19 protein-coding genes are annotated in these 17,332 nt (G+C 66.4%); 10 read left to right on the top strand and 9 right to left on the bottom strand.

Going from position 1 to position 17,332, the window contains the following annotated elements; genetic code table 11:
• Both IBL25_RS10465 and IBL25_RS10460 read left to right on the top strand, forming a co-directional pair.
• A partial coding sequence (locus IBL25_RS10465) for a polysaccharide deacetylase family protein (protein WP_238940339.1) occupies window positions 1-772 on the top strand: 772 nt, incomplete at its 5' end.
• A 3-nt stretch (window positions 773-775) separates the two neighbouring features.
• Window positions 776-1,714, top strand: a complete 939-nt coding sequence (locus IBL25_RS10460) for a sterol desaturase family protein (protein ID WP_187778492.1) — start codon at window positions 776-778, stop codon at window positions 1,712-1,714.
• A gap of 200 nt (window positions 1,715-1,914) precedes the next feature.
• On the opposite strand, the gene IBL25_RS10455 is transcribed toward IBL25_RS10460, so the two are convergent.
• From IBL25_RS10455 to IBL25_RS10435, 5 genes are all read right to left on the bottom strand, one after another.
• The gene (locus IBL25_RS10455) at window positions 1,915-2,802 is read right to left on the bottom strand and encodes a glycoside hydrolase 5 family protein (RefSeq protein ID WP_187778491.1); all 888 of its coding nucleotides are present in this window, start codon (window positions 2,800-2,802) and stop codon (window positions 1,915-1,917) included.
• Window positions 2,803-2,824: 22 nt separating this feature from the next.
• Entirely contained in the window at window positions 2,825-3,592 is a 768-nt protein-coding gene (locus IBL25_RS10450; RefSeq protein WP_187778490.1) for a TIGR04290 family methyltransferase, read from the bottom strand.
• The gene (locus IBL25_RS10445) at window positions 3,589-4,215 is read right to left on the bottom strand and encodes a histidine phosphatase family protein (protein ID WP_187778489.1); all 627 of its coding nucleotides are present in this window, start codon (window positions 4,213-4,215) and stop codon (window positions 3,589-3,591) included. The genes IBL25_RS10450 and IBL25_RS10445 overlap by 4 nt, the downstream gene beginning before the upstream one ends.
• A 10-nt stretch (window positions 4,216-4,225) precedes the next feature.
• Window positions 4,226-5,308: an inositol-3-phosphate synthase gene (locus IBL25_RS10440; RefSeq protein ID WP_187778488.1), complete on the bottom strand. Its 1,083-nt coding sequence runs from the start codon at window positions 5,306-5,308 to the stop codon at window positions 4,226-4,228.
• Window positions 5,309-5,463: 155 nt separating this feature from the next.
• A complete protein-coding gene (locus tag IBL25_RS10435) occupies window positions 5,464-5,649 on the bottom strand; it encodes a hypothetical protein (RefSeq protein WP_187778487.1) in 186 nt (61 codons plus the stop codon).
• 86 nt (window positions 5,650-5,735) lie between these two features.
• On the opposite strand from IBL25_RS10435, the gene IBL25_RS10430 reads away from it, so the two are divergent.
• The 8 genes from IBL25_RS10430 to IBL25_RS10395 are packed head-to-tail and all read left to right on the top strand — an operon-like array spanning window position 5,736 to window position 14,078.
• Window positions 5,736-6,851, top strand: coding sequence for an NAD-dependent epimerase/dehydratase family protein (locus IBL25_RS10430; RefSeq protein ID WP_187778486.1), 1,116 nt, complete (start codon window positions 5,736-5,738; stop codon window positions 6,849-6,851).
• Entirely contained in the window at window positions 6,848-7,945 is a 1,098-nt protein-coding gene (locus tag IBL25_RS10425) for an SDR family NAD(P)-dependent oxidoreductase (protein ID WP_187778485.1), read from the top strand. The genes IBL25_RS10430 and IBL25_RS10425 overlap by 4 nt, the downstream gene beginning before the upstream one ends.
• Window positions 7,946-7,976: 31 nt before the next feature.
• Complete coding sequence (locus IBL25_RS10420; protein WP_187778484.1) at window positions 7,977-9,098, top strand: glycosyltransferase family 4 protein; 1,122 nt, start codon at window positions 7,977-7,979, stop codon at window positions 9,096-9,098.
• Window positions 9,095-10,207, top strand: a complete 1,113-nt coding sequence (locus IBL25_RS10415) for a CgeB family protein (protein ID WP_187778483.1) — start codon at window positions 9,095-9,097, stop codon at window positions 10,205-10,207. Before IBL25_RS10420 ends, IBL25_RS10415 begins: the two co-directional genes overlap by 4 nt.
• Entirely contained in the window at window positions 10,204-11,298 is a 1,095-nt protein-coding gene (locus IBL25_RS10410) for a CgeB family protein (RefSeq protein ID WP_187778482.1), read from the top strand. Before IBL25_RS10415 ends, IBL25_RS10410 begins: the two co-directional genes overlap by 4 nt.
• Window positions 11,295-12,446, top strand: a complete 1,152-nt coding sequence (locus IBL25_RS10405) for a CgeB family protein (protein WP_187778481.1) — start codon at window positions 11,295-11,297, stop codon at window positions 12,444-12,446. Before IBL25_RS10410 ends, IBL25_RS10405 begins: the two co-directional genes overlap by 4 nt.
• Entirely contained in the window at window positions 12,443-13,456 is a 1,014-nt protein-coding gene (locus tag IBL25_RS10400) for a UDP-glucuronic acid decarboxylase family protein (protein ID WP_187778480.1), read from the top strand. Before IBL25_RS10405 ends, IBL25_RS10400 begins: the two co-directional genes overlap by 4 nt.
• Before the next feature lie 58 nt (window positions 13,457-13,514).
• Complete coding sequence (locus IBL25_RS10395; RefSeq protein WP_202986749.1) at window positions 13,515-14,078, top strand: NUDIX domain-containing protein; 564 nt, start codon at window positions 13,515-13,517, stop codon at window positions 14,076-14,078.
• Between the two features lie 144 nt (window positions 14,079-14,222).
• On the opposite strand, the gene IBL25_RS10390 is transcribed toward IBL25_RS10395, so the two are convergent.
• The 4 genes from IBL25_RS10390 to IBL25_RS10375 form a co-directional block, all read right to left on the bottom strand.
• Complete coding sequence (locus IBL25_RS10390) at window positions 14,223-14,813, bottom strand: hypothetical protein (RefSeq protein WP_238940338.1); 591 nt, start codon at window positions 14,811-14,813, stop codon at window positions 14,223-14,225.
• Between the two features lie 128 nt (window positions 14,814-14,941).
• Window positions 14,942-15,607 carry a ParA family protein gene (locus tag IBL25_RS10385; RefSeq protein WP_187778478.1) on the bottom strand — a complete coding sequence of 222 codons (666 nt, stop codon included), beginning with the start codon at window positions 15,605-15,607 and terminating at the stop codon, window positions 14,942-14,944.
• A 1,206-nt stretch (window positions 15,608-16,813) separates the two neighbouring features.
• Window positions 16,814-16,987, bottom strand: a complete 174-nt coding sequence (locus IBL25_RS10380) for a hypothetical protein (protein ID WP_187778477.1) — start codon at window positions 16,985-16,987, stop codon at window positions 16,814-16,816.
• 74 nt (window positions 16,988-17,061) lie between these two features.
• Entirely contained in the window at window positions 17,062-17,289 is a 228-nt protein-coding gene (locus IBL25_RS10375; protein ID WP_187778476.1) for a DUF4170 domain-containing protein, read from the bottom strand.
• Window positions 17,290-17,332 lie beyond the last annotated feature (43 nt).

Genomic DNA, 17,332 nt, shown 5'->3' with positions numbered 1-17,332 from the left:
GGCCTCCCCGCCCCGCCGCGCCCTGTTGGCGGCGGCTGCCGCTGCCCTTGCCGCCCCACGGGCCCTGGCGGCGCCGGCTCTGCCGCAATGCCGCGCCGGCACCCTCTACCTGACCATCGACACCGGCTGGGGGCGGGAGGCCGAGGCCATCGCCGCCGCCATGCAGCGCCGCGAGATCCGCGCCACGCTGTTCCTGGCCAATGAGCCCGATTTCCGCGGTGGCCAGACCCTGGCCCCCGGCTGGGCCGATTTCTGGCGCGCCCGCGCCGCCGAGGGCCATGCTTTCGGCAGCCATACCTGGCGCCACTGGTATCTCGCCGCCGACCCAGGCCCGGGACAGGTGCGCTATGTTTCCCGCCGCCGTGGCGAGGGCGCCGAGACGCTGGACGGGCCAGGCTTCTGCGCCGAGTTGCAGAAGCCAATCGAGGCCCTGCGCGCCATTGCGCCCGAGGCGAAGGTCCTGCCGCTCTGGCGCGCGCCGGGCGGACGCACCACGCCCAATGCGCTGAAGCTGGCCGCCGCCTGCGGGTTGCGCCACCAGGGCTGGAGCGCGCGCGGCTTCCTGGGCGACGAGCTGGACAGCGCCAAGTATCCCAACAAGGCGCTGCTGGCCCAGGCGCTCTCCCGCACCCGCGACGGCGAGGTGCTGCTGATGCACTGGGGAGTGCGCAGCCGGCGCGAGCCCTTTGGGCTGATCTTCGAGGATTTGATTGAAGGGCTGCAGGCGCGCGGCTTCTGCTTCGCCACCCTGCCGGCCTCCGGAGTGGCATGAGCGATGATGGACGCGATCCAGGATAGCTGGAACGGGTTGAACGGCTGGCTCTTCGAGACAGCGGTGCAGCCCGCCCTTTATGCCCTCGGCCTCATGGCCTGGGCGGAAGATGCCTTCGACTGGATGGACTTCTTCATGTTCGGCCTGCTGCAGGTGGCCATTGTCTATGCCATCTGCCGCCCACTGGAAGCCTGGAAGCCGGTGGAGCGCTGGGGCAACCGCCGGCGCGTGCGCGTCGATATCCTCTACACGATGCTGGCGCGGCTCGGCATCCTGCCGCTGATCGCCTTTATCGCCTTCTCCACCATGGAATCCCGGCTGGCGGGGCTGGTCGCCGAGAGCGGCTGGGTGCCGCCGACACTGGAGACGCTGATCCCCGCCCTGCGCGAATACCCTCTGCTGGCGCTGCTGACCTACATCGTGGTGATGGATTTCGGCGAATACTGGCGTCACCGCTTCCAGCACACTTTCGGCTGGTGGTGGGCCCTGCACTCCATCCACCATGCCCAGACCCAGATGACCTTCTGGACCGACGACCGCAACCACGTGCTGGATGATGTTATCGGCGCCCTGTGGTTCGGCGGCCTGGCGCTGCTGATCGGCGTGCCGCCAGGGCAGTTCCCGCTGGTGGTCATCGTGCTGCGCCTGGCCGAGAGCCTCAGCCACGCCAATATCCGCCTCTCCTTCGGCACCGTTGGTGAACGGCTGATCGTCTCCCCCCGCTTCCACCGGCTGCACCACGGCCAGGGGAAGGAACTGGCCAACAAGAACTTCGCCGTGCTGCTGCCGATCTGGGACTGGATCTTCGGCACCGCCGATTTCCGCCGCGACTATTACCCGCCGACCGGCGATGGCTCCCCGGCCGATGCGCCCGTGCATGGCGGCTGGCTGCGGCAGCAGATGGTGGGGCTGCGGCGCCTGGGGGCGGCGCTGACGCGCTGAGATGGGGGAAAGGCCAGGGGAATGAATTCCCCTGGAACCCCTTCTTCTTTCTTCAAATTGGGTTCGTCAGGCGGCCGGTAGCGGCCGCCTTTGTTGTTTCAGGGCGGCGATGACAATCTTCCGGGGACGCCACAGGCGCACCCGGGAACTCGAAAACAAAAGAAGGGGGCCTGGGGAATGAATTCCCCCAGCCTTGCCTCTCAGCTCGCGTAACGCCGCGTCATGCTGGCGCAGAAGGAGGCGAATTCCTCCACCACCTGCGGCGCGCTGGTGTGGTGCGGGGCGATGCCACGGTGTTCCGGCGTGAAGCAGAAGGTGACGGTGACGTCGAAATCCGCCAGCGCCTCCATCTGCCGGTCGAACCAGGCCAGGGCATTGGGGCGGTAGCTGTCGGCCCAGGAAATGCCGGTGCGCAGATGCTTCACGCCCAGGCGCTTCAGCCAGGTCACGGCATCGTCCAGCCGGTGGTCCTCGAAATGGAACCACTGGCAGATGCCCAGGTCCGGCGCGTGCTGGGCAAACTGCTCCAGCGAGGGCTTGGGCGTGCCGTCTTCCCGCACGAGGCCCATGTAGAAGTGGCGGTAGTAGGAGGAACCCTCGGCCTCCCGGTGCCGCGTCGTGGCTTCCCAGCTGCTGGGCAGGTCGAAGAGGCTGTACCAGAGGATGCGCGGCGCCAAGCCCTTCAGCAGCCCGGCGGTCTTGTTGACGCCCCAGGCCTGCACCTCCTCCGAGCCGAAGGAGGATACGCCCACTTCGGAGACCCAGATGGGCAGGTCCGTCACAGCCTTGATCTCGTCCAGCTTGGCCGGCCAGTGGTCGATGGGCCAGAGGTTCCAGTCCAGCGGGAAGCCGTGCACGGCCACGGCGTCCATTTGCTCCAGCACGCCGCGCTGCGCCATCTTCATGATGAAGACCGGGTCGATCGGCGACATGCCGCCCAGCACGCGGGTGACCTGGCTGCTCTCCGCCCGCACCGCCTCCCCGGCCATTCGCGCCGTTTCCGCGAAGATTACCCAGTCCGGGTCCACCTCCGGGTCCCAATGGGACTTGTTGTTGGGCTCGTTCCAGATCATCGCCGAAGTCATCATCGGGGCGGAATGTCCTTGTCAGTCAGACGGCGCCAGGGCCGCGGGCAGGGTAGACGGCGGCGGCCCCATAGGCAGGGGCGGTGCGGCGGCAGAGATAGACCTCGGGGTCCGGGTTCTGCAGGATCTCGAAGCCGGTGTTGCGCAGCATGGCCTCGGCGCAGGCACGGTTGGGCACCCACCAGTTGGTCAGGTCGCCGGCATAGCGGTGCTCGATGAACTGCAGCCGCGGGAAGCCGGCTGCCTCGAAGGGCGCGGCATCGGTGAAGGGGTAATCCTCGGCCACCGGCGCCACCTCGGTGGTCCCGCGCTGCATGCACTGGAACAGCAGCAGGTCCTTGGCGACATGCTCGTGGATCAGGTCCAGCGCCAGCAGCGGGTGGCGCAGGTGGTAGAGCACGCCGAGGAAGATCACGAGGTCAAAGCGCTCACCCAGCGCGCCGACGTCATAGACCTCCATGCGGCGGAACTCGATGTCCTGGGCCAGGGTGCGGGCGGCGAAGCGGGCCTGTTCCAGATAGGTCTCGTCATGGTCGATGCCGAGCACCCGCGCGGCGCCGCGCCGCTTCATCTCGATGGAATAGAAGCCGCCGTTGCAGCCGATATCGAGCACGCTCATGCCGGTCATGTCGGCCGGTAGCACATGGGAAAAATGCTGCCAGAACTGGCCGGGATGATTGCCCAGCGGGTGGTCCGGCGCGGTCCAGACGCCATGCAGGTCGATATTGTGGAACCAATCGCCCAGCGCGGTCGCGCCGGCGCGGATCGCATCCTGTGACGGCCGCTGGCTCATGCCGTTTCCCCTTCTTCCGTATCGGCGAGATGCGCCACATCGTTCAGCCCCAGCACCCGCCCGCCGCCGGGCCAGAGCGCCAGGGCGCTGATGGAGGCCGGGCTGACCTCCAGCCGCTCATAGGCCTGCAAAGGCAGGCCCAGGACCTCCAGGATAGCGGTGCGGATGATCTCGGCATGGCTGACCAGGGCGACGCGCCCTTCAGGATGCCGCGCCCGCAGCACCGCCAGCAGCGCCTGCACGCGCGCCCGCACCGCCGCCATCCCCTCGCCTCCTGGGGCGGCGGCGGTGTCGCGGCTGTGGTTCCAGGCCCGCCAATGCGGGTCCTCCTCCAGCGCGGCGAAGCGGCTGCCAGTCCAGGCGCCGAAATCCACTTCCTCGGCCTCCGGCAGAATGCCGGGCTCCAGGCCGCAGGAGGCACCCAGTGGGGCTGTGGTTTCGCGGCAGCGCTGCACGGGGCTGGTATAGAGCGCATCCAGCGCCCCGGGCGCGAAGCGCCGGGCCAGCCGCGCTGCCTGCCAGCGGCCAGCTTCACCCAGCGCCACCCCGGGCATCCGGCCACAGAGCAGGTCGCCCACGCGGTCATGCGCCGCATGCCGCAGCAGGAACAGAGTCAGGGCCATGGAGCCGGCGTCAGTCCAGCCCCTGGATGAAGCGCATGGTGCGCTCGCGCGCCTCGCTGTCAGTGAACTGCTGCGGCGGCGACTTCATGAAATAGGAGGAAGGCGCCGTCAGCGCGCCGCCGATGCCGCGGTCCAGCGCCAGCTTGGCGCAGCGCACGGCGTCGATCACGATGCCGGCGGAATTGGGTGAATCCCAGACTTCCAGCTTCAACTCCAGGTTCAACGGCATGCCGCCGAAGCTGGTGCCCTCGATGCGGATCTGCGCCCATTTCCGGTCGGTCAGCCAGGGCACGAAATCGCTGGGGCCGACATGAACATTGTCGGCATCCAGCGGCACGTCGAACTGGCTGGTCACCGCCTGGGTCTTGGAGATCTTCTTGGATTCCAGCCGCTCGCGCTCCAGCATGTTCTTGAAATCGGCATTGCCGCCGAAATTCAACTGGTAGGTGCGATCGATGCGCACGCCGCGCTCACGGAAGAGATTGGCCAGCACGCGGTGCACGATGGTGGCGCCGACCTGGCTCTTGATGTCGTCGCCGATGATGGGAAGGTTGCGCTCCTCGAAGCGCTTCCGCCAGTCGGGATTGGAGGCGATGAAGACAGGGATGCAATTGACGAAAGCGCAGCCGGCCTTCAGCGCCTGCTCGGCATAATATTCGGAAGCCTGCTGGGAACCCACCGGCAGGTAGGAGACCAGCACATCCGTACGGCTCTCCCGCAGCACCTCGGCCACATCGGCCACCGGCGCCTCGGCTTCCTCCAGATCCTGCCGCAGATAGGTGCCGAGGCCATCCAGCGTGGGGCCGCGATGCACCTGCACGCCACTGGGCGGCAAGGCGGCGAATTGGTGCGTGTTGTTGGGATGGGCCGTCAGCGCCTCCGACAGATCGCGCCCGACCTTGCCGGCGGTGACATCGAAGGCCGAGGCGATCTCGATATCGCGCACATGGTAGCCGCCGAGATCGACATGCATCAGCCCCGGCGGCGGCTCATTCGCGCCGGCATCCCGGTAATAGGCCAGGCCCTGCACAAAGGAGGAGGCACAATTCCCGGCGCCGACCACGCCGACGCGGAGCGATGCTGAACCCGACACGACACCTCCATCCCCAATGAATTCGCCGAAAAGCCTTGCTCCCGGCCTTGCTGCATGACAGCCCGATACGCCGGCTGGCGGCTAGGCCGCCAAGCAGCACCGCCTCCTCCGGGAGTAGCTGGCGTAGGCGTAGCTATCAATGCGGGGCGAAGCTTCTAAGTTGATCCTGCCAACACATAAATTTTTGATGGTTTGATCCCGCTGCTTTCCACAAGGACTTTCACGGCCATGTGAGCGCCAAAGCGGCGTTGCTCTCTTGCCACAGCAGGAGAAGAGGTCCTGAAATTTGCCAAGCTCCGCCGCAACTGCCACGCCTGACGCGCATTCAGCTTCTTGTTCATCTTCTACTTACCTGCTCCACGCGCCCACGCGGGGGCGGCGTTTCCTCCATGCCCGCATCGCGGGCGCCTGCGACAAGGGCCACGGCATGAACGAGACCATCCTGATCACCGGTGGCGCAGGCTTCATTGGCAGCCATGTGGCACGGGCTCTGCTGGAACGGGGCTACCGGGTCCGGGTGCTCGACAGCCTGATCGACCAGGTGCATGGCGGGCGTGGGCCGACATTGCTGGCCCCTGAGGTGGAGTTCATGCGGGGCGACGTGCGGGACGAAGCCGCTGTCAACCGGGCGCTGGAAGGCGTCGGCAGCGTCATCCATCTCGCCGCCGAGGTAGGCGTCGGCCAGAGCATGTATGCGATCGACCGCTATGTCTCGGTCAATGAGCTGGGCACCGCGGTGCTCTTCCAGCAGCTCATCCACAAGCCGGTGCGCCGCGTGGTGGTCGCCTCCTCCATGAGCATCTATGGCGAGGGCCTGTATCGCGACGCCGATGGCAGGCTGCATGACGATGTGCTGCGCAGCCCGCGCCGCGACGGCGCCGCCAACTGGGACCCGCTGGACACGCAAGGGCGGCCCCTGGTGCCGGTGCCGACGCCGGAAAGCAAGCGGCCGCAACTCGCCTCGGTCTATGCCATCAACAAATACACGCAGGAGCGGCTGACGCTCACCCTGGCGCCGGCCTATGGCATGGAAGGCGTGGCGCTGCGGCTCTGGAATGCCTATGGGCCGGGCCAGGCGCTCTCCAACCCCTATACCGGCGTGCTGGCCATCTTCGCCGCCCGCATCCAGAACCGGCAGCGCCCGATGGTCTTCGAGGACGGGCAGCAGCGCCGCGACTTCGTTCATGTCGGCGATGTGGCCAAGGCCTTTGTCCTGGCGCTGGAACATCCCAAGGCCGCCGGGCAGGTCTATAACGTCGCCAGCGGCCAGGACCGCACGGTGGAGGAAGTTGCGCTGGCGCTCGCCGCCGCCATGGGCCGGCCGGAACTCGGGCCGGAGATGACGGGCAAGGCGCGCAGCGGCGACATCCGTCACAACATCCCCGACATCAGCCGCATCCAGCAGGAGCTCGGCTTCCGCGTGGACCGGGATTTCCAGAAGGATCTAGCGGAACTCGCCGAATGGGTGGCCTCGCAGCAACAGGCCGAGGACCGTGTCCTGCAGGCGCGCAAGGAACTGGAGATGCGGGGACTGGTGGCATGAGCGGCACCGAGATCGCCAACCCGGCGCTCGGCGGCCGCAAGCCCGTCCTGGTCACCGGCGGTGCCGGCTTCATCGGCTGCAACCTGGCTGACCGGCTGGCGCAGCAGGGTCATGACGTCATCGTCTTCGATGCCCTGGCCCGGCCCGGCGTCGAGCGCAACCTGGCCTGGCTGCAGGCCCGGCACCCGGCCCGCATCACCACCATGGTGGCCGATGTGCGCGATGCCAGCGCGGTGGATACGGCGCTGCGCGACGCCCAGGCGGTGTTCCATCTCGCCGGGCAGGTGGCGGTGACCACCAGCCTCGTCTCGCCGCAGGAGGATTTCGACATCAACCTGCGCGGCACCTTCCTGATCCTGGAAGGGCTGCGGCAGCGCGGCGGCGGCAAGGTTCCGCTGGTCTTCGCCAGCACCAACAAGGTCTATGGCGACCTCGGTGACGTGGCGCTGGAACAGGTGCAGGATTGCTACCTGCCGGTCGACCCGGGCTTGCGCGCCAGCGGCATCGGCGAAGGCCGGCCGCTGGATTTCCACACGCCCTATGGCTGCTCCAAGGGTGCGGCGGACCAGTATGTGCTGGACTACGACCGTTCCTTCGGCGTGCCCACCACCGTGCTGCGCATGAGCTGCATCTATGGCCAGCGGCAGATGGGCACGGAGGACCAGGGCTGGGTCGCGCATTTCCTGATCCGCGCCCTGCGGGGCGAGCCGATCAGCATCTTCGGCGATGGCCGGCAGGTGCGCGACGTGCTGCAGGTCGACAATGCGGTCGAGGCCTATCTGAATGCCTGGAGCCGCATGGGCACCGCCCATGGCCGCGCCTTCAACCTCGGCGGCGGCCCCGGCAATGCCATCAGCCTGCGCCAGCTTGTGGCGGCGATCGAGGAGATGCTGGGCCGGCGGGTGGACCTGCAATTCGCCGACTGGCGCGCCGGAGACCAGCGCTACTACGTCTCCGACACCAGGGCCGTGCGGCGCGAGCTGGGCCTGAACGAGCCGCGCCCCTGGCGCGAGGGCATTGCCGCCCTGGCCCGCTGGCTGGAGCAGGAAAGCGGCCTGCAGGCCGCCGACAGCAGCCTGGAAACGTTGACATGACTGGCTTGCGGCGGCGGTCAGGGGCGCTGGCATGCCACCGCCCCTGACCGCCTCCCCGCCGCGCATCCTGCTGACCACGGATGCGGTAGGCGGCGTCTGGACCCATGCGCTGGACCTGACACGCGGGCTGGCAGCGCGGGGAATGGCCATCACCCTGGCCGTGCTGGGGCCCCGCCCTACCCCTGCCCAGGCCGCGGCGGCCACGTCCATTCCCGGCACCAGCCTGCGCCTGACCGACCTGCCCCTGGACTGGACCGGCGCCGATGCCGCCACGCTGCTGGAGGCCGGCCGAGCCCTGGCCGCACTGGCAGCCGAGGAACAGGCGGAACTGGTGCATCTGAACAGCCCGACGCTGGCCGCCGGCGGCGCCTTCACGATGCCGCTGCTGGTTGGCTGCCATTCCTGCGTCGCCAGCTGGTGGGCGATGATGCGCGGCACGCCCCTGCCCCCGGACCTGGCTTGGCAGCGGGAGATGGTGGCCCAGGGCTATCGCGCCGCCCATGCGCTGGTGGCTCCCAGCGCCGCCTTCGCCGCCATGACGGCGCAGCTTTACGGGCTGCCGCGGCCGCCGCGCGTGGTCCATAACGGCCGCCAAGCCGAGCCGGCGCCGCCCGCCGCGCAGCGCCAGGGCATCCTGGCCGCCGGGCGGCTGTGGGACGAAGCCAAGAACATTGCCCTGCTGGACCGCATCGCACCCTATCTCGACCAACCGGTCCAGGTCGCAGGCCCTCTGGCCGCACCGGGCGGCGGCGCCATCTCCCTGCCCCATCTGCATCACCTCGGCCTGCTGAATGCCGATGAGATGGCCGAGGCCTTCGCGCGGGCTGGCATCTTCGTCTCGCCCGCCCGCTACGAGCCCTTCGGCCTGACGGTACTGGAAGCGGCCCAGGCCGGCTGTGCCCTGCTGCTGGCCGATATCCCCTCTTTCCGCGAGATCTGGGGCGAGGCCGCAGATTACGCCGTGCCGGAGGACGAGGCCGGCTTCCTGCACGGGTTGCGCCGCCTTGCCGCCGATCCCGCCCTGCGGGCCCGGCGTGGCGCCGAGGCCCAGGCACGTGCCGCCCGTTACTCCGAAGCCGCCATGGCGGAGGGCATGCTCGCGATCTACCGCGACATGCTGCCGCACCGCATCCGACTGGAGGCCGCCGCGTGAAGCTGGTCTATTTTACGCATTCCCTTGAATCCTGCTGGAACCATGGCAACGCGCATTTCCTGCGTGGCGTGCTGCGGGAATTCGTCGCGCGCGGCGACGAGGTGCTGGCCATGGAACCCGCCGGCGCCTGGAGCCTGCAGAACCTGCTGGCCGATCATGGCTCGGCAGGGCTGCAGGCCTATCGCGGCGCCTATCCGGAACTGGCCTCGCGCCGCTTCGACCATTTCGCGCAATGCGAGGCCGTGGTGGCCGATGCCGACCTCGTCATCATGCATGAATGGAACGAGCCGAAGCTGGTCGCGGCGCTGGGTCGGCTGCGCCGGAATGGCGGCCGCTTCACGCTGCTGTTCCACGATACGCATCACCGCGCCGTCTCGGACCCCGAGGCGATCCGCGCCTTCGACCTCGACGGCTATGATGGCGTGCTGGCCTTCGGCGAGGCCTTGTCCGAAGTCTATCGCCGCTGGGGCTGGGGCGGCCGTGTCTGGACCTGGCATGAGGCCGCCGACACCCGCCACTTCCACCCGCCCGCCGTCGAAGGCCAGCGCGAGGGGCTGGTCTGGATCGGCAATTGGGGCGACGGCGAGCGCAGCGCAGAAATCGAATCCATGCTGCTGCGCCCAGCACGCGAGGCGGGCCTGCCGCTGACCATCCATGGCGTGCGCTACCCGGACGAGGCTTTGCGAACCTTACAGCGCCACGGTGCGAAGTTTCGCGGCTGGTTGCCCAATGCCAGCGCACCGGAGGTCTTCGCGCGGCATCTGGCGACGGTGCATGTGCCGCGCCGCTTCTATGTCACCACCCTGCCCGGCATCCCGACCATCCGGGTCTTCGAGGCCCTGGCCTGCGGCATCCCGCTGGTCTCGGCGCCCTGGCAGGACAGCGAGAATCTCTTCCGCCCAGGCCAGGACTTCCTGGTCGGCCACGACACGGCGGAGATGACGGCGCATCTGCGCGCCCTGCAACACGACCCGGACCTGCGCGCCGCCCTGGTGGCGAGCGGGCTGGAGAGCATCCGCGCCCGCCATAGCTGCGCGCACCGGATGCAGGAACTCTTGTCCATTCTGGCCGAACTCCGGCCCCAGACGCTGGTGGAGACCGCCGCATGAAGATCGCCTTTTACGGCTCCAGCCTGCTGTCCTCCTATTGGAACGGCGCGGCGACCTATTACCGCGGATTGCTGCGCGACCTCGCCGGCCGCGGCTATGACATCACCTTCTATGAGCCCGATGCCTTCGACCGGCAGAAGCACCGCGACATCGAGCCGCCGGAATGGGCGCGCGTGGTGGTCTATGATGCCAATGACACGGCGCTGCGCGATGTGATTGCCCGTGCCGCCGACGCGGATGTCGTGGTGAAGGCCAGCGGCGTCGGCGTCTATGACGAAGAGCTGCTGGAAGGCGTGATGCGCGCGGCCAGGCCCGGCGCCATCCGCATCTTCTGGGATGTCGACGCCCCGGCGACACTGGCGGAAATCGGCGCTTCACCGGACCATGTGCTGCGCCGCGTGCTGCCGCAACTCGACTTCGTGCTGACCTATGGCGGCGGCCAGCCGGTGATCGATGCCTATACCGGCTTCGGCGCGCGCCGCTGCGTGCCCGTCTACAACGCGCTTGATCCTTCCACGCATCATCCGGTGCCGCGCGAGAAGCGCTTCGCCTCCGATCTCTCCTTCCTCGGCAACCGGCTTCCGGATCGTGAAGCCCGCGTTGAGACCTTCTTCCTGGATGCTGCAACCCGCCTGCCCGGCCGCGACTTTCTCATCGGTGGGAATGGTTGGGAGAGCAAGTCGATGCCGCCGAATGTGCGCCATCTCGGCCATGTCTATACGCGGGATCACAACGCCTTCAATTGCTCGCCCCTGGCGGTGCTGAACATCGCCCGCGACAGCATGGCCAGCACCGGCTTCTCCCCCGCCACACGAGTCTTCGAGGCCTGCGGCGCCGGCGCCTGCCTGATCACCGATGCCTGGGTCGGATTGGAGATGTTCCTGAAGGAGGGCGAGGAAGTTCTGGTGGCGCGCGATGGCCAGGATGTGGCCGAGCAACTGGCCGCGCTGACGCCCATGCGCGCCCGCGCCATCGGCGAGGCGGGGCGCCAGCGCATCCTCGCCGGCCATACCTATGCCATCCGTGGCGCCGAGGTGGACATGCTGCTGCGGCGGCAGAAGGCCACGATGCGCGACGGCGTCGCGGCATGAAGGAAACGCCGCTCGATATCGTCGTCCTCGGCCTCAGCCTCTCCTCCTCCTGGGGCAACGGACATGCGACCACCTTCCGGGCGCTGCTGCGCTCGCTGGCGGCTCGCGGCCACCGCATCCTCTTCCTGGAGCGCGACGTGCCCTGGTATGCCGCGCATCGGGACATGCCGGCGCCGGACTTCTGCCGCCTGGAGTTCTACCCCGATCTGCAGGCGCTGCAGGATCAATGGAGCGAGGCGGTGGAGAACGCCGATGCGGTGATTGTCGGCTCCTATGTGCCGCAGGGCGTGGCGGTGGGGGAATGGGCGCAGCGCACCGCACGTGGCATCACCGCCTTCTACGACATCGATACGCCGGTGACGCTGGCGAAGCTGCGGCAGGGGGACACCGAATATCTCTCGCCGGAACTGATCCCCGGCTACGATCTTTATCTCTCCTTCACCGGCGGGCCGACGCTGGAGCTGCTGATGCAGCGCTACGGGTCCCCAGCGGCGCGGCCGCTCTATTGCTCGGTGGATGCCGAGGCCTACCAGCCGCAGGAGGTCCCGAAGCGCTGGGACCTTTCCTACCTCGGCACCTATAGCCCGGACCGCCAGCCGGTGCTGGAGCGCCTGTTGCTGGAGCCCGCGCGCCAAGCGCCTGACCTGCGCTTCGTGGTCGCGGGCCCGCAATACCCGGCCGAGATCGTGTGGCCGGACAATGTAGAGCGGCTCGACCACGTCCCCCCGTCCGAGCACCCGGCTTTCTACAGCGCCAGCCGCTACACGCTGAACGTCACCCGCGCCGATATGGTGGCGGCCGGCTACAGCCCCAGCGTCAGGCTTTTCGAGGCCGCGGCCTGCGGCGCGCCGGTGATTTCCGACATCTGGAACGGCATCGAGACCGTGCTGCGCCCAGGCGAGGAGATCGTGCTGGCCGAGGATGCCGAAGACGTTCTCTCGGTGCTGCGCGCCCCCGGTGCGGAGTGCCGAGAGCGGATGGCCCAGGCGGCGCGGCGGCGAATCCTGGCTGAGCATACCGCCGGGCATCGTGCTGCCGAGCTGGAGGCGCATCTGCAAGAAGCAATGCGTCGCAAGGCCCCTGCCCCGGGATCTTCCTGGGCCAAGCCCTTCCCCGCCGTCACAGAAATGCAAAGGGAGCTCCCATGAAAGCGAAGACGAAGCAGGTTCTCGTGGCCGGTGGCGCGGGCTTTCTGGGCTCTCATCTCTGTGAGACTTTGCTCGCGCAAGGCGCCAAGGTCTGGTGCCTGGACAACCTGCAGACAGGACAGCGCCGGACTTTGCGCAAGCTGGAGCAGGACCCGAACTTCACCTTCATCGAAGGGGATGTCATCGACCCGCTCCCGCTGCGGGCCCTGCCGCGTCGCCTGGACGAGATCTACAACCTCGCCTGCGCCGCTTCGCCGCCGCAGTACCAGGCGGACCCCGAGCACACCATGCTGACCAGTGTGCTGGGAACCCGGAACCTGCTGCGCCTGGCGGAGAAGCATGAGGCGCGCTTCCTGCTGACCTCCACCAGCGAGGTTTACGGGGACCCGGAGGTGCATCCGCAGGCGGAAAGTTACCGGGGCAATGTCAATTGCACCGGCCCCCGCGCCTGCTACGACGAAGGTAAACGTGCCGCTGAATCTCTTACCTTCGACTTCCACCGGTCCGGCCGGGCGGAGGTGCGGGTCGTGCGCATCTTCAACACCTACGGGCCGCGCATGCGCGCCGATGATGGTCGTGTCGTCTCCAATGTCATTACCCAGGCTTTGGAAGGGTTGGATATCACCGTCTATGGCCAGGGCAGCCAGACCCGCTCCTTCTGCTATGTCGATGACATGGTCGATGGGTTGATGCGGCTCATGGCTTACGAGGGCCCGCAGCCAGGCCCGGTGAACATCGGCAATCCGGTCGAGCTGACGGTTTCTGAACTGGTGCAGCAGGTTCTGGCCATCACCGGCTCGCGTTCGACCGTGGTGAACATGCCTTTGCCGGAGGATGATCCACAGCGCCGCCGTCCCGATATCACCAAGGCCCAGCAGTTGCTGGGTTGGGCGCCTCGCACCGCCCTGGCGGAGGGGCTGCGTGCGACGGTGGCATGGTTCGCTGCCTTGCAGGCGGAGCCGGAGCTTGCCCGCCCGGTCCTGAACGAGACCCGCGTTTCCGCGGGCTGAGTCTTGCTCCTCCCCCGGCCGCCTGCTTCCCTGCGCGGCCGGATAAGGAGAGCTGAACTTGGCTACGATCGTATCCACCGAGGTAACGCATAGCCGCTGGTCCAAGCTGATGGTGGCCACCATAAGGCTACCGGACGGACAGCTGACCAAGCGCGACATCGAAGACCACGGCGAGGCAGCGGTGGTGCTTCCTTACGACCCCGCCCGCCGTGTGGCGATGCTGGTGCGCCAGTTCCGCACTCCCCCCTACCATGTTTCTGGCGATGGCATGATGCTGGAGCCTGCCGCCGGCCGGCTTGACGAGGCGGACCCCGAATCCTGCGCCCGACGTGAAGCTCTGGAAGAAGTCGGGCTGCGCCTGACCTCGCTGGAACCCGTCGCCTGTGTCTGGACCATGCCGGCGCTCTCTACGGAGCGCGCCTGGCTCTACCTGGCGCCCTATGCAGAGGCTGATCGGGTCGCCAAGGGCGGCGGCCTCGTGGAGGAGCACGAGGAAATCGAGGTGCTGGAAGTGCCTCTGGTGGAACTGGCGGCCATGGCGGATGCCGGCACACTCACGGAAATCAAGCTGCTCCTGCTGGTGCAGACCCTTCGCCTAAGGCAGCCGGCTCTCTTTACTTAGGAAGCACTTGTCGGCTGCCGCCAGTCTTCACCAGCTTCATGCTCATTGGCAATGATCGGCCAGCTAACTTTGAGGTGGCGCAGGTCCGAAGATGGGATGTCGCCACTCCTGGTTAGCACTAAGCGGTCCACCTCCTGTCTGTTCCTAGCCTTCCTCATTACCAAAGAGGCGTTCAATCTGCCGTAGACGCTCTTCGATCTGCGCCAAGCTAGCTCTGAGTGCATCCCGGCGTTCGGTGAGACGGCGGCGCTCATCTTTCAAGGCGGCGCGGTCAATCCTGCCTCTCGGTACCGGAGCGTCGGCCAAAAGACGAGTTTCGCGCCTGAGCACCATGATCTCGCGCCGTGTCACATCCGGGCGGATCAACCCTCGTTCCTGCGCCGCCTGAAGCTGTGCATCCGACAACAAGGTGATCTGATAGGCGGTACCGTAACTTCCAGGGCATTGCTCCCGCGGCAACCGACCAGAATCGACAGCGCGCGCGATCTGCCGGAGCTGGGTTGCTGTTGCCTCCGAAAACGGAAAGAGCCGCTCGCTGCTCTGACGCAGCCGCTGCCATTCTGTGCGAGTCAGGCTCTCCTCAAGGCTCAGGAGGGCCCGGCCAATTGCCAGGAAGCTATCCCGCGCGTCGCTCCATTCCTTCTGGATCTCTGCCCGAACCTGCAGGATGCGCGACACCTTAGCCTTATCCTGCATCAGGCTGGTGCCGGTGAAGACCTCACGAATGGTGTCCAAAGCCTCATCTTCCGCCTCCCCCAGCTGCCGCATGGCAGAGGCACGCGGGTCAGGCAGGATGACAGCGTGGCCCTCTGGCTCTTCTGCCAACAGGAAATCACGTAGAGCGCTCTTTGACCGCCTGCCGCTCATAGCTCGATCTCCCGGCGAACGAAGGCCCAGATCTCCTCAAACGGTGCGATACCGCGGCTTTTGGAGTAGTCGAGCAGGGTCAGCCCTTTCACCGCAGGAACGTGGATATCCTCCAGCTGCGGTATTTCGGTCGGGCAAACAGGTCCTGCCTTGATCAAGGTGCCCCGCATGCGCGCAAAGGATGATGTGCGGCGATTGGCGCGGTTCAGGACCACCACAGCCCGAAAGCCCTTGTCTGTCAGGCTGCGTATCCAGGGACCCACAGCTTCCACGTCATCTTGTGTGCAGACAGCCGGCACAAGAACAAGATTGGCAGCGCGGGCCAAGCCATCGATGGCAGGAAGATGGTCCTCTACGGAAGGTGGCGTATCCAGTACGGCCAGGTCATAGCCATTGGCCTGCCTCAGGCTGGCGCGCCAGTCCTGCAGAACCACAGGCGCCACCGGCACATCAGCGAAGTCAGGAAAAGCATCACGCGTCTGCGCACGCCGCATGCTCCACTTAGTAAGAGTCTGCTGGCGGTCGAAGTCCAGCCCAATACTTTGCAGTCCTGCCTGGGCGGCGCTTACCAGCAGGTGACGCGCCAAAACCGATTTTCCGGATCCCCCTTTAGGTGAGGAAATCAGGATGGTCCGCTGACCCCCTCCGCGGCTTCTGCTCATGCTCGCCGTCTCCCTGTGCTTTCGGTTCAGCTTTAATGGCTGTCCTCGGAAGATGTCTATCCCGCGCAGGTGCTGAATTAGACATGTCTAATTCCGGCTTCGTCGGCACATGGTGGCCGGCAGCGAACTCTGCCGGTTCGAGGAATTTAGTAAGCCGAACTTGTTAAATTCCCTCAAGAAGGGCCTCACATCCGCTCCGGGATGCATTCTGAAGCGTGCGGCATAGCCACTGCGTCGGCGGCTGCCCTTCGTGTTCGAGTGTTTCGATCGCACAGGAGAAAACGGGATCATGCGAGTGCAGCCGCTCCCGAATGATGCAGAGACGGCGGGAGACCTGTTGCCCTGATGATGTCGAAGCCTCCACCTCGGCACCTCCGGCCCATACCCGTGGACAATGCGGCAAGGCTGGAAGCATGATGAAAGCGGGTGCGAGAACAGGGCTTTGGGTCCCGTGCTGCCTTTGATGATGCTGACGGGCGGTATCCAGAACCATGTTGCGGGCTTCCACCAGGCTCGGCGCTCTACCTTCGACTGAGCAAGACACACTAGAGGGAACTGGAGAGATCAGCTGGCTCTCCAGCCGCCAAGTTACGGAAGCATGCTCGTTGCATGGCTGACGATGCTGCACGAAGCGGCATCGATGTAGATACCGGCCGGCATGAACTGGCCTCATTTCCTGGCTTGTGAAGGCGGCTGCCCAATATCGGCGGTCGTCCGCTCGATCATCATCCCAGAGCCGGATGAGGTGAGGGGCAACAAAGCGCAGCATCAGCTTCATGCTTCGCTGCTCCTACCACACAAGCCTTGTCTAACGCCGAAAACGCCCATGTTGCCGGTTCCTGTTACGGTCCTCAACATCTACCAGGTATTTTCGCAGAGCAATGTATCGCCGGTGCCTCACTGACGGGCTGTGGCAACACAGGCCCGTAGTCTAAAAAATGATTGCGTACGTTAGTAATTTTTTCATAAATGAGACTGAGGTGTCACTGCCAAGGCTTCTTCAATGCAGAGTTTCCGTCAGAGCTTGCTTTTGCTGCTGGGGTGCCTTGGCTTGGCCACGGCGGCATTTCTGCTCATGGCCACAGCCACGCTTGGTGATGGTCCCACTCCGGCTCAGCTCGAGTGCCGGGCTGAGCCAAGCTGCGCGGCGAGACCTCTCTGGCGGGATCCTGAGAAGGCCAGACGCTTCGCGGAGGTTTTCCGTTCTTAACCTGCCTGCCCGAGGCGGCGGGCATGACCCAAGCTCTCTCGTAGCTGGACCAGTGTGTCCTCCGCCATCAGCGCACGTTCTTTCCACTGGCGGGCAACCTCTGCTTGGCGGCCGGCCTCGACCTCCGCCATCGCGATCCTGGCCGCCAACTGGTCCAGGACCAGTTCCATTGCCCGCAGCCGATGACCTTCAGCCTCTTGCCGCGGCCAGGCGGCTGAAAGCCAGCCGCCAAGCCAGGCCGGTGTCACGTGGCGCTGCCGCTCGCAGGCACCGCGCGCAGCACGAAGAGGCGGTGTGATGCGATATCCACCATGCGGCGCATGCGCTCCAACCATACCTTTTCCGCGTCAGCCATGCTGTGGAAGGGACCGTGCAGTTCCTCCGTGCCGGTTTCCAGCTCGGTGAAGCTGGTATCACGGAAGACCCCGCCCCAGACGACCCAGATCTCGCGATTGGCCAAGGGATCGTTCATCCTAGTCTCCTAACCATACTCGTGATGTTCACGCAGGCCATAT

The sequence above is a fragment of the Pseudoroseomonas ludipueritiae genome, from assembly GCF_014490445.1.
Taxonomy (GTDB): Bacteria; Pseudomonadota; Alphaproteobacteria; order Acetobacterales; family Acetobacteraceae; genus Pseudoroseomonas; species Pseudoroseomonas ludipueritiae.
The sequence above is the reverse complement of the archived record's forward strand: the minus strand, read 5'-3'. Positions and strand labels throughout refer to the sequence as shown.

Excerpts from the sequence above, each read along its gene's own strand:
- IBL25_RS10405 (WP_187778481.1), top strand. The coding sequence starts at position 11,295 with ATGAAGGAAACGCCGCTCGATATCGTCGTCCTCGGCCTCAGCCTCTCC.
- IBL25_RS10380 (WP_187778477.1), bottom strand. The coding sequence starts at position 16,987 with ATGGAACTGGTCCTGGACCAGTTGGCGGCCAGGATCGCGATGGCGGAG.
- IBL25_RS10410 (WP_187778482.1), top strand. The coding sequence starts at position 10,204 with ATGAAGATCGCCTTTTACGGCTCCAGCCTGCTGTCCTCCTATTGGAAC.
- IBL25_RS10400 (WP_187778480.1), top strand. The coding sequence starts at position 12,443 with ATGAAAGCGAAGACGAAGCAGGTTCTCGTGGCCGGTGGCGCGGGCTTT.
- IBL25_RS10425 (WP_187778485.1), top strand. The coding sequence starts at position 6,848 with ATGAGCGGCACCGAGATCGCCAACCCGGCGCTCGGCGGCCGCAAGCCC.
- IBL25_RS10420 (WP_187778484.1), top strand. The coding sequence starts at position 7,977 with ATGCCACCGCCCCTGACCGCCTCCCCGCCGCGCATCCTGCTGACCACG.
- IBL25_RS10430 (WP_187778486.1), top strand. The coding sequence starts at position 5,736 with ATGAACGAGACCATCCTGATCACCGGTGGCGCAGGCTTCATTGGCAGC.
- IBL25_RS10450 (WP_187778490.1), bottom strand. The coding sequence starts at position 3,592 with ATGAGCCAGCGGCCGTCACAGGATGCGATCCGCGCCGGCGCGACCGCG.
- IBL25_RS10460 (WP_187778492.1), top strand. The coding sequence starts at position 776 with ATGATGGACGCGATCCAGGATAGCTGGAACGGGTTGAACGGCTGGCTC.
- IBL25_RS10375 (WP_187778476.1), bottom strand. The coding sequence starts at position 17,289 with ATGAACGATCCCTTGGCCAATCGCGAGATCTGGGTCGTCTGGGGCGGG.
- IBL25_RS10435 (WP_187778487.1), bottom strand. The coding sequence starts at position 5,649 with ATGAACAAGAAGCTGAATGCGCGTCAGGCGTGGCAGTTGCGGCGGAGC.
- IBL25_RS10445 (WP_187778489.1), bottom strand. The coding sequence starts at position 4,215 with ATGGCCCTGACTCTGTTCCTGCTGCGGCATGCGGCGCATGACCGCGTG.
- IBL25_RS10455 (WP_187778491.1), bottom strand. The coding sequence starts at position 2,802 with ATGATGACTTCGGCGATGATCTGGAACGAGCCCAACAACAAGTCCCAT.
- IBL25_RS10385 (WP_187778478.1), bottom strand. The coding sequence starts at position 15,607 with ATGAGCAGAAGCCGCGGAGGGGGTCAGCGGACCATCCTGATTTCCTCA.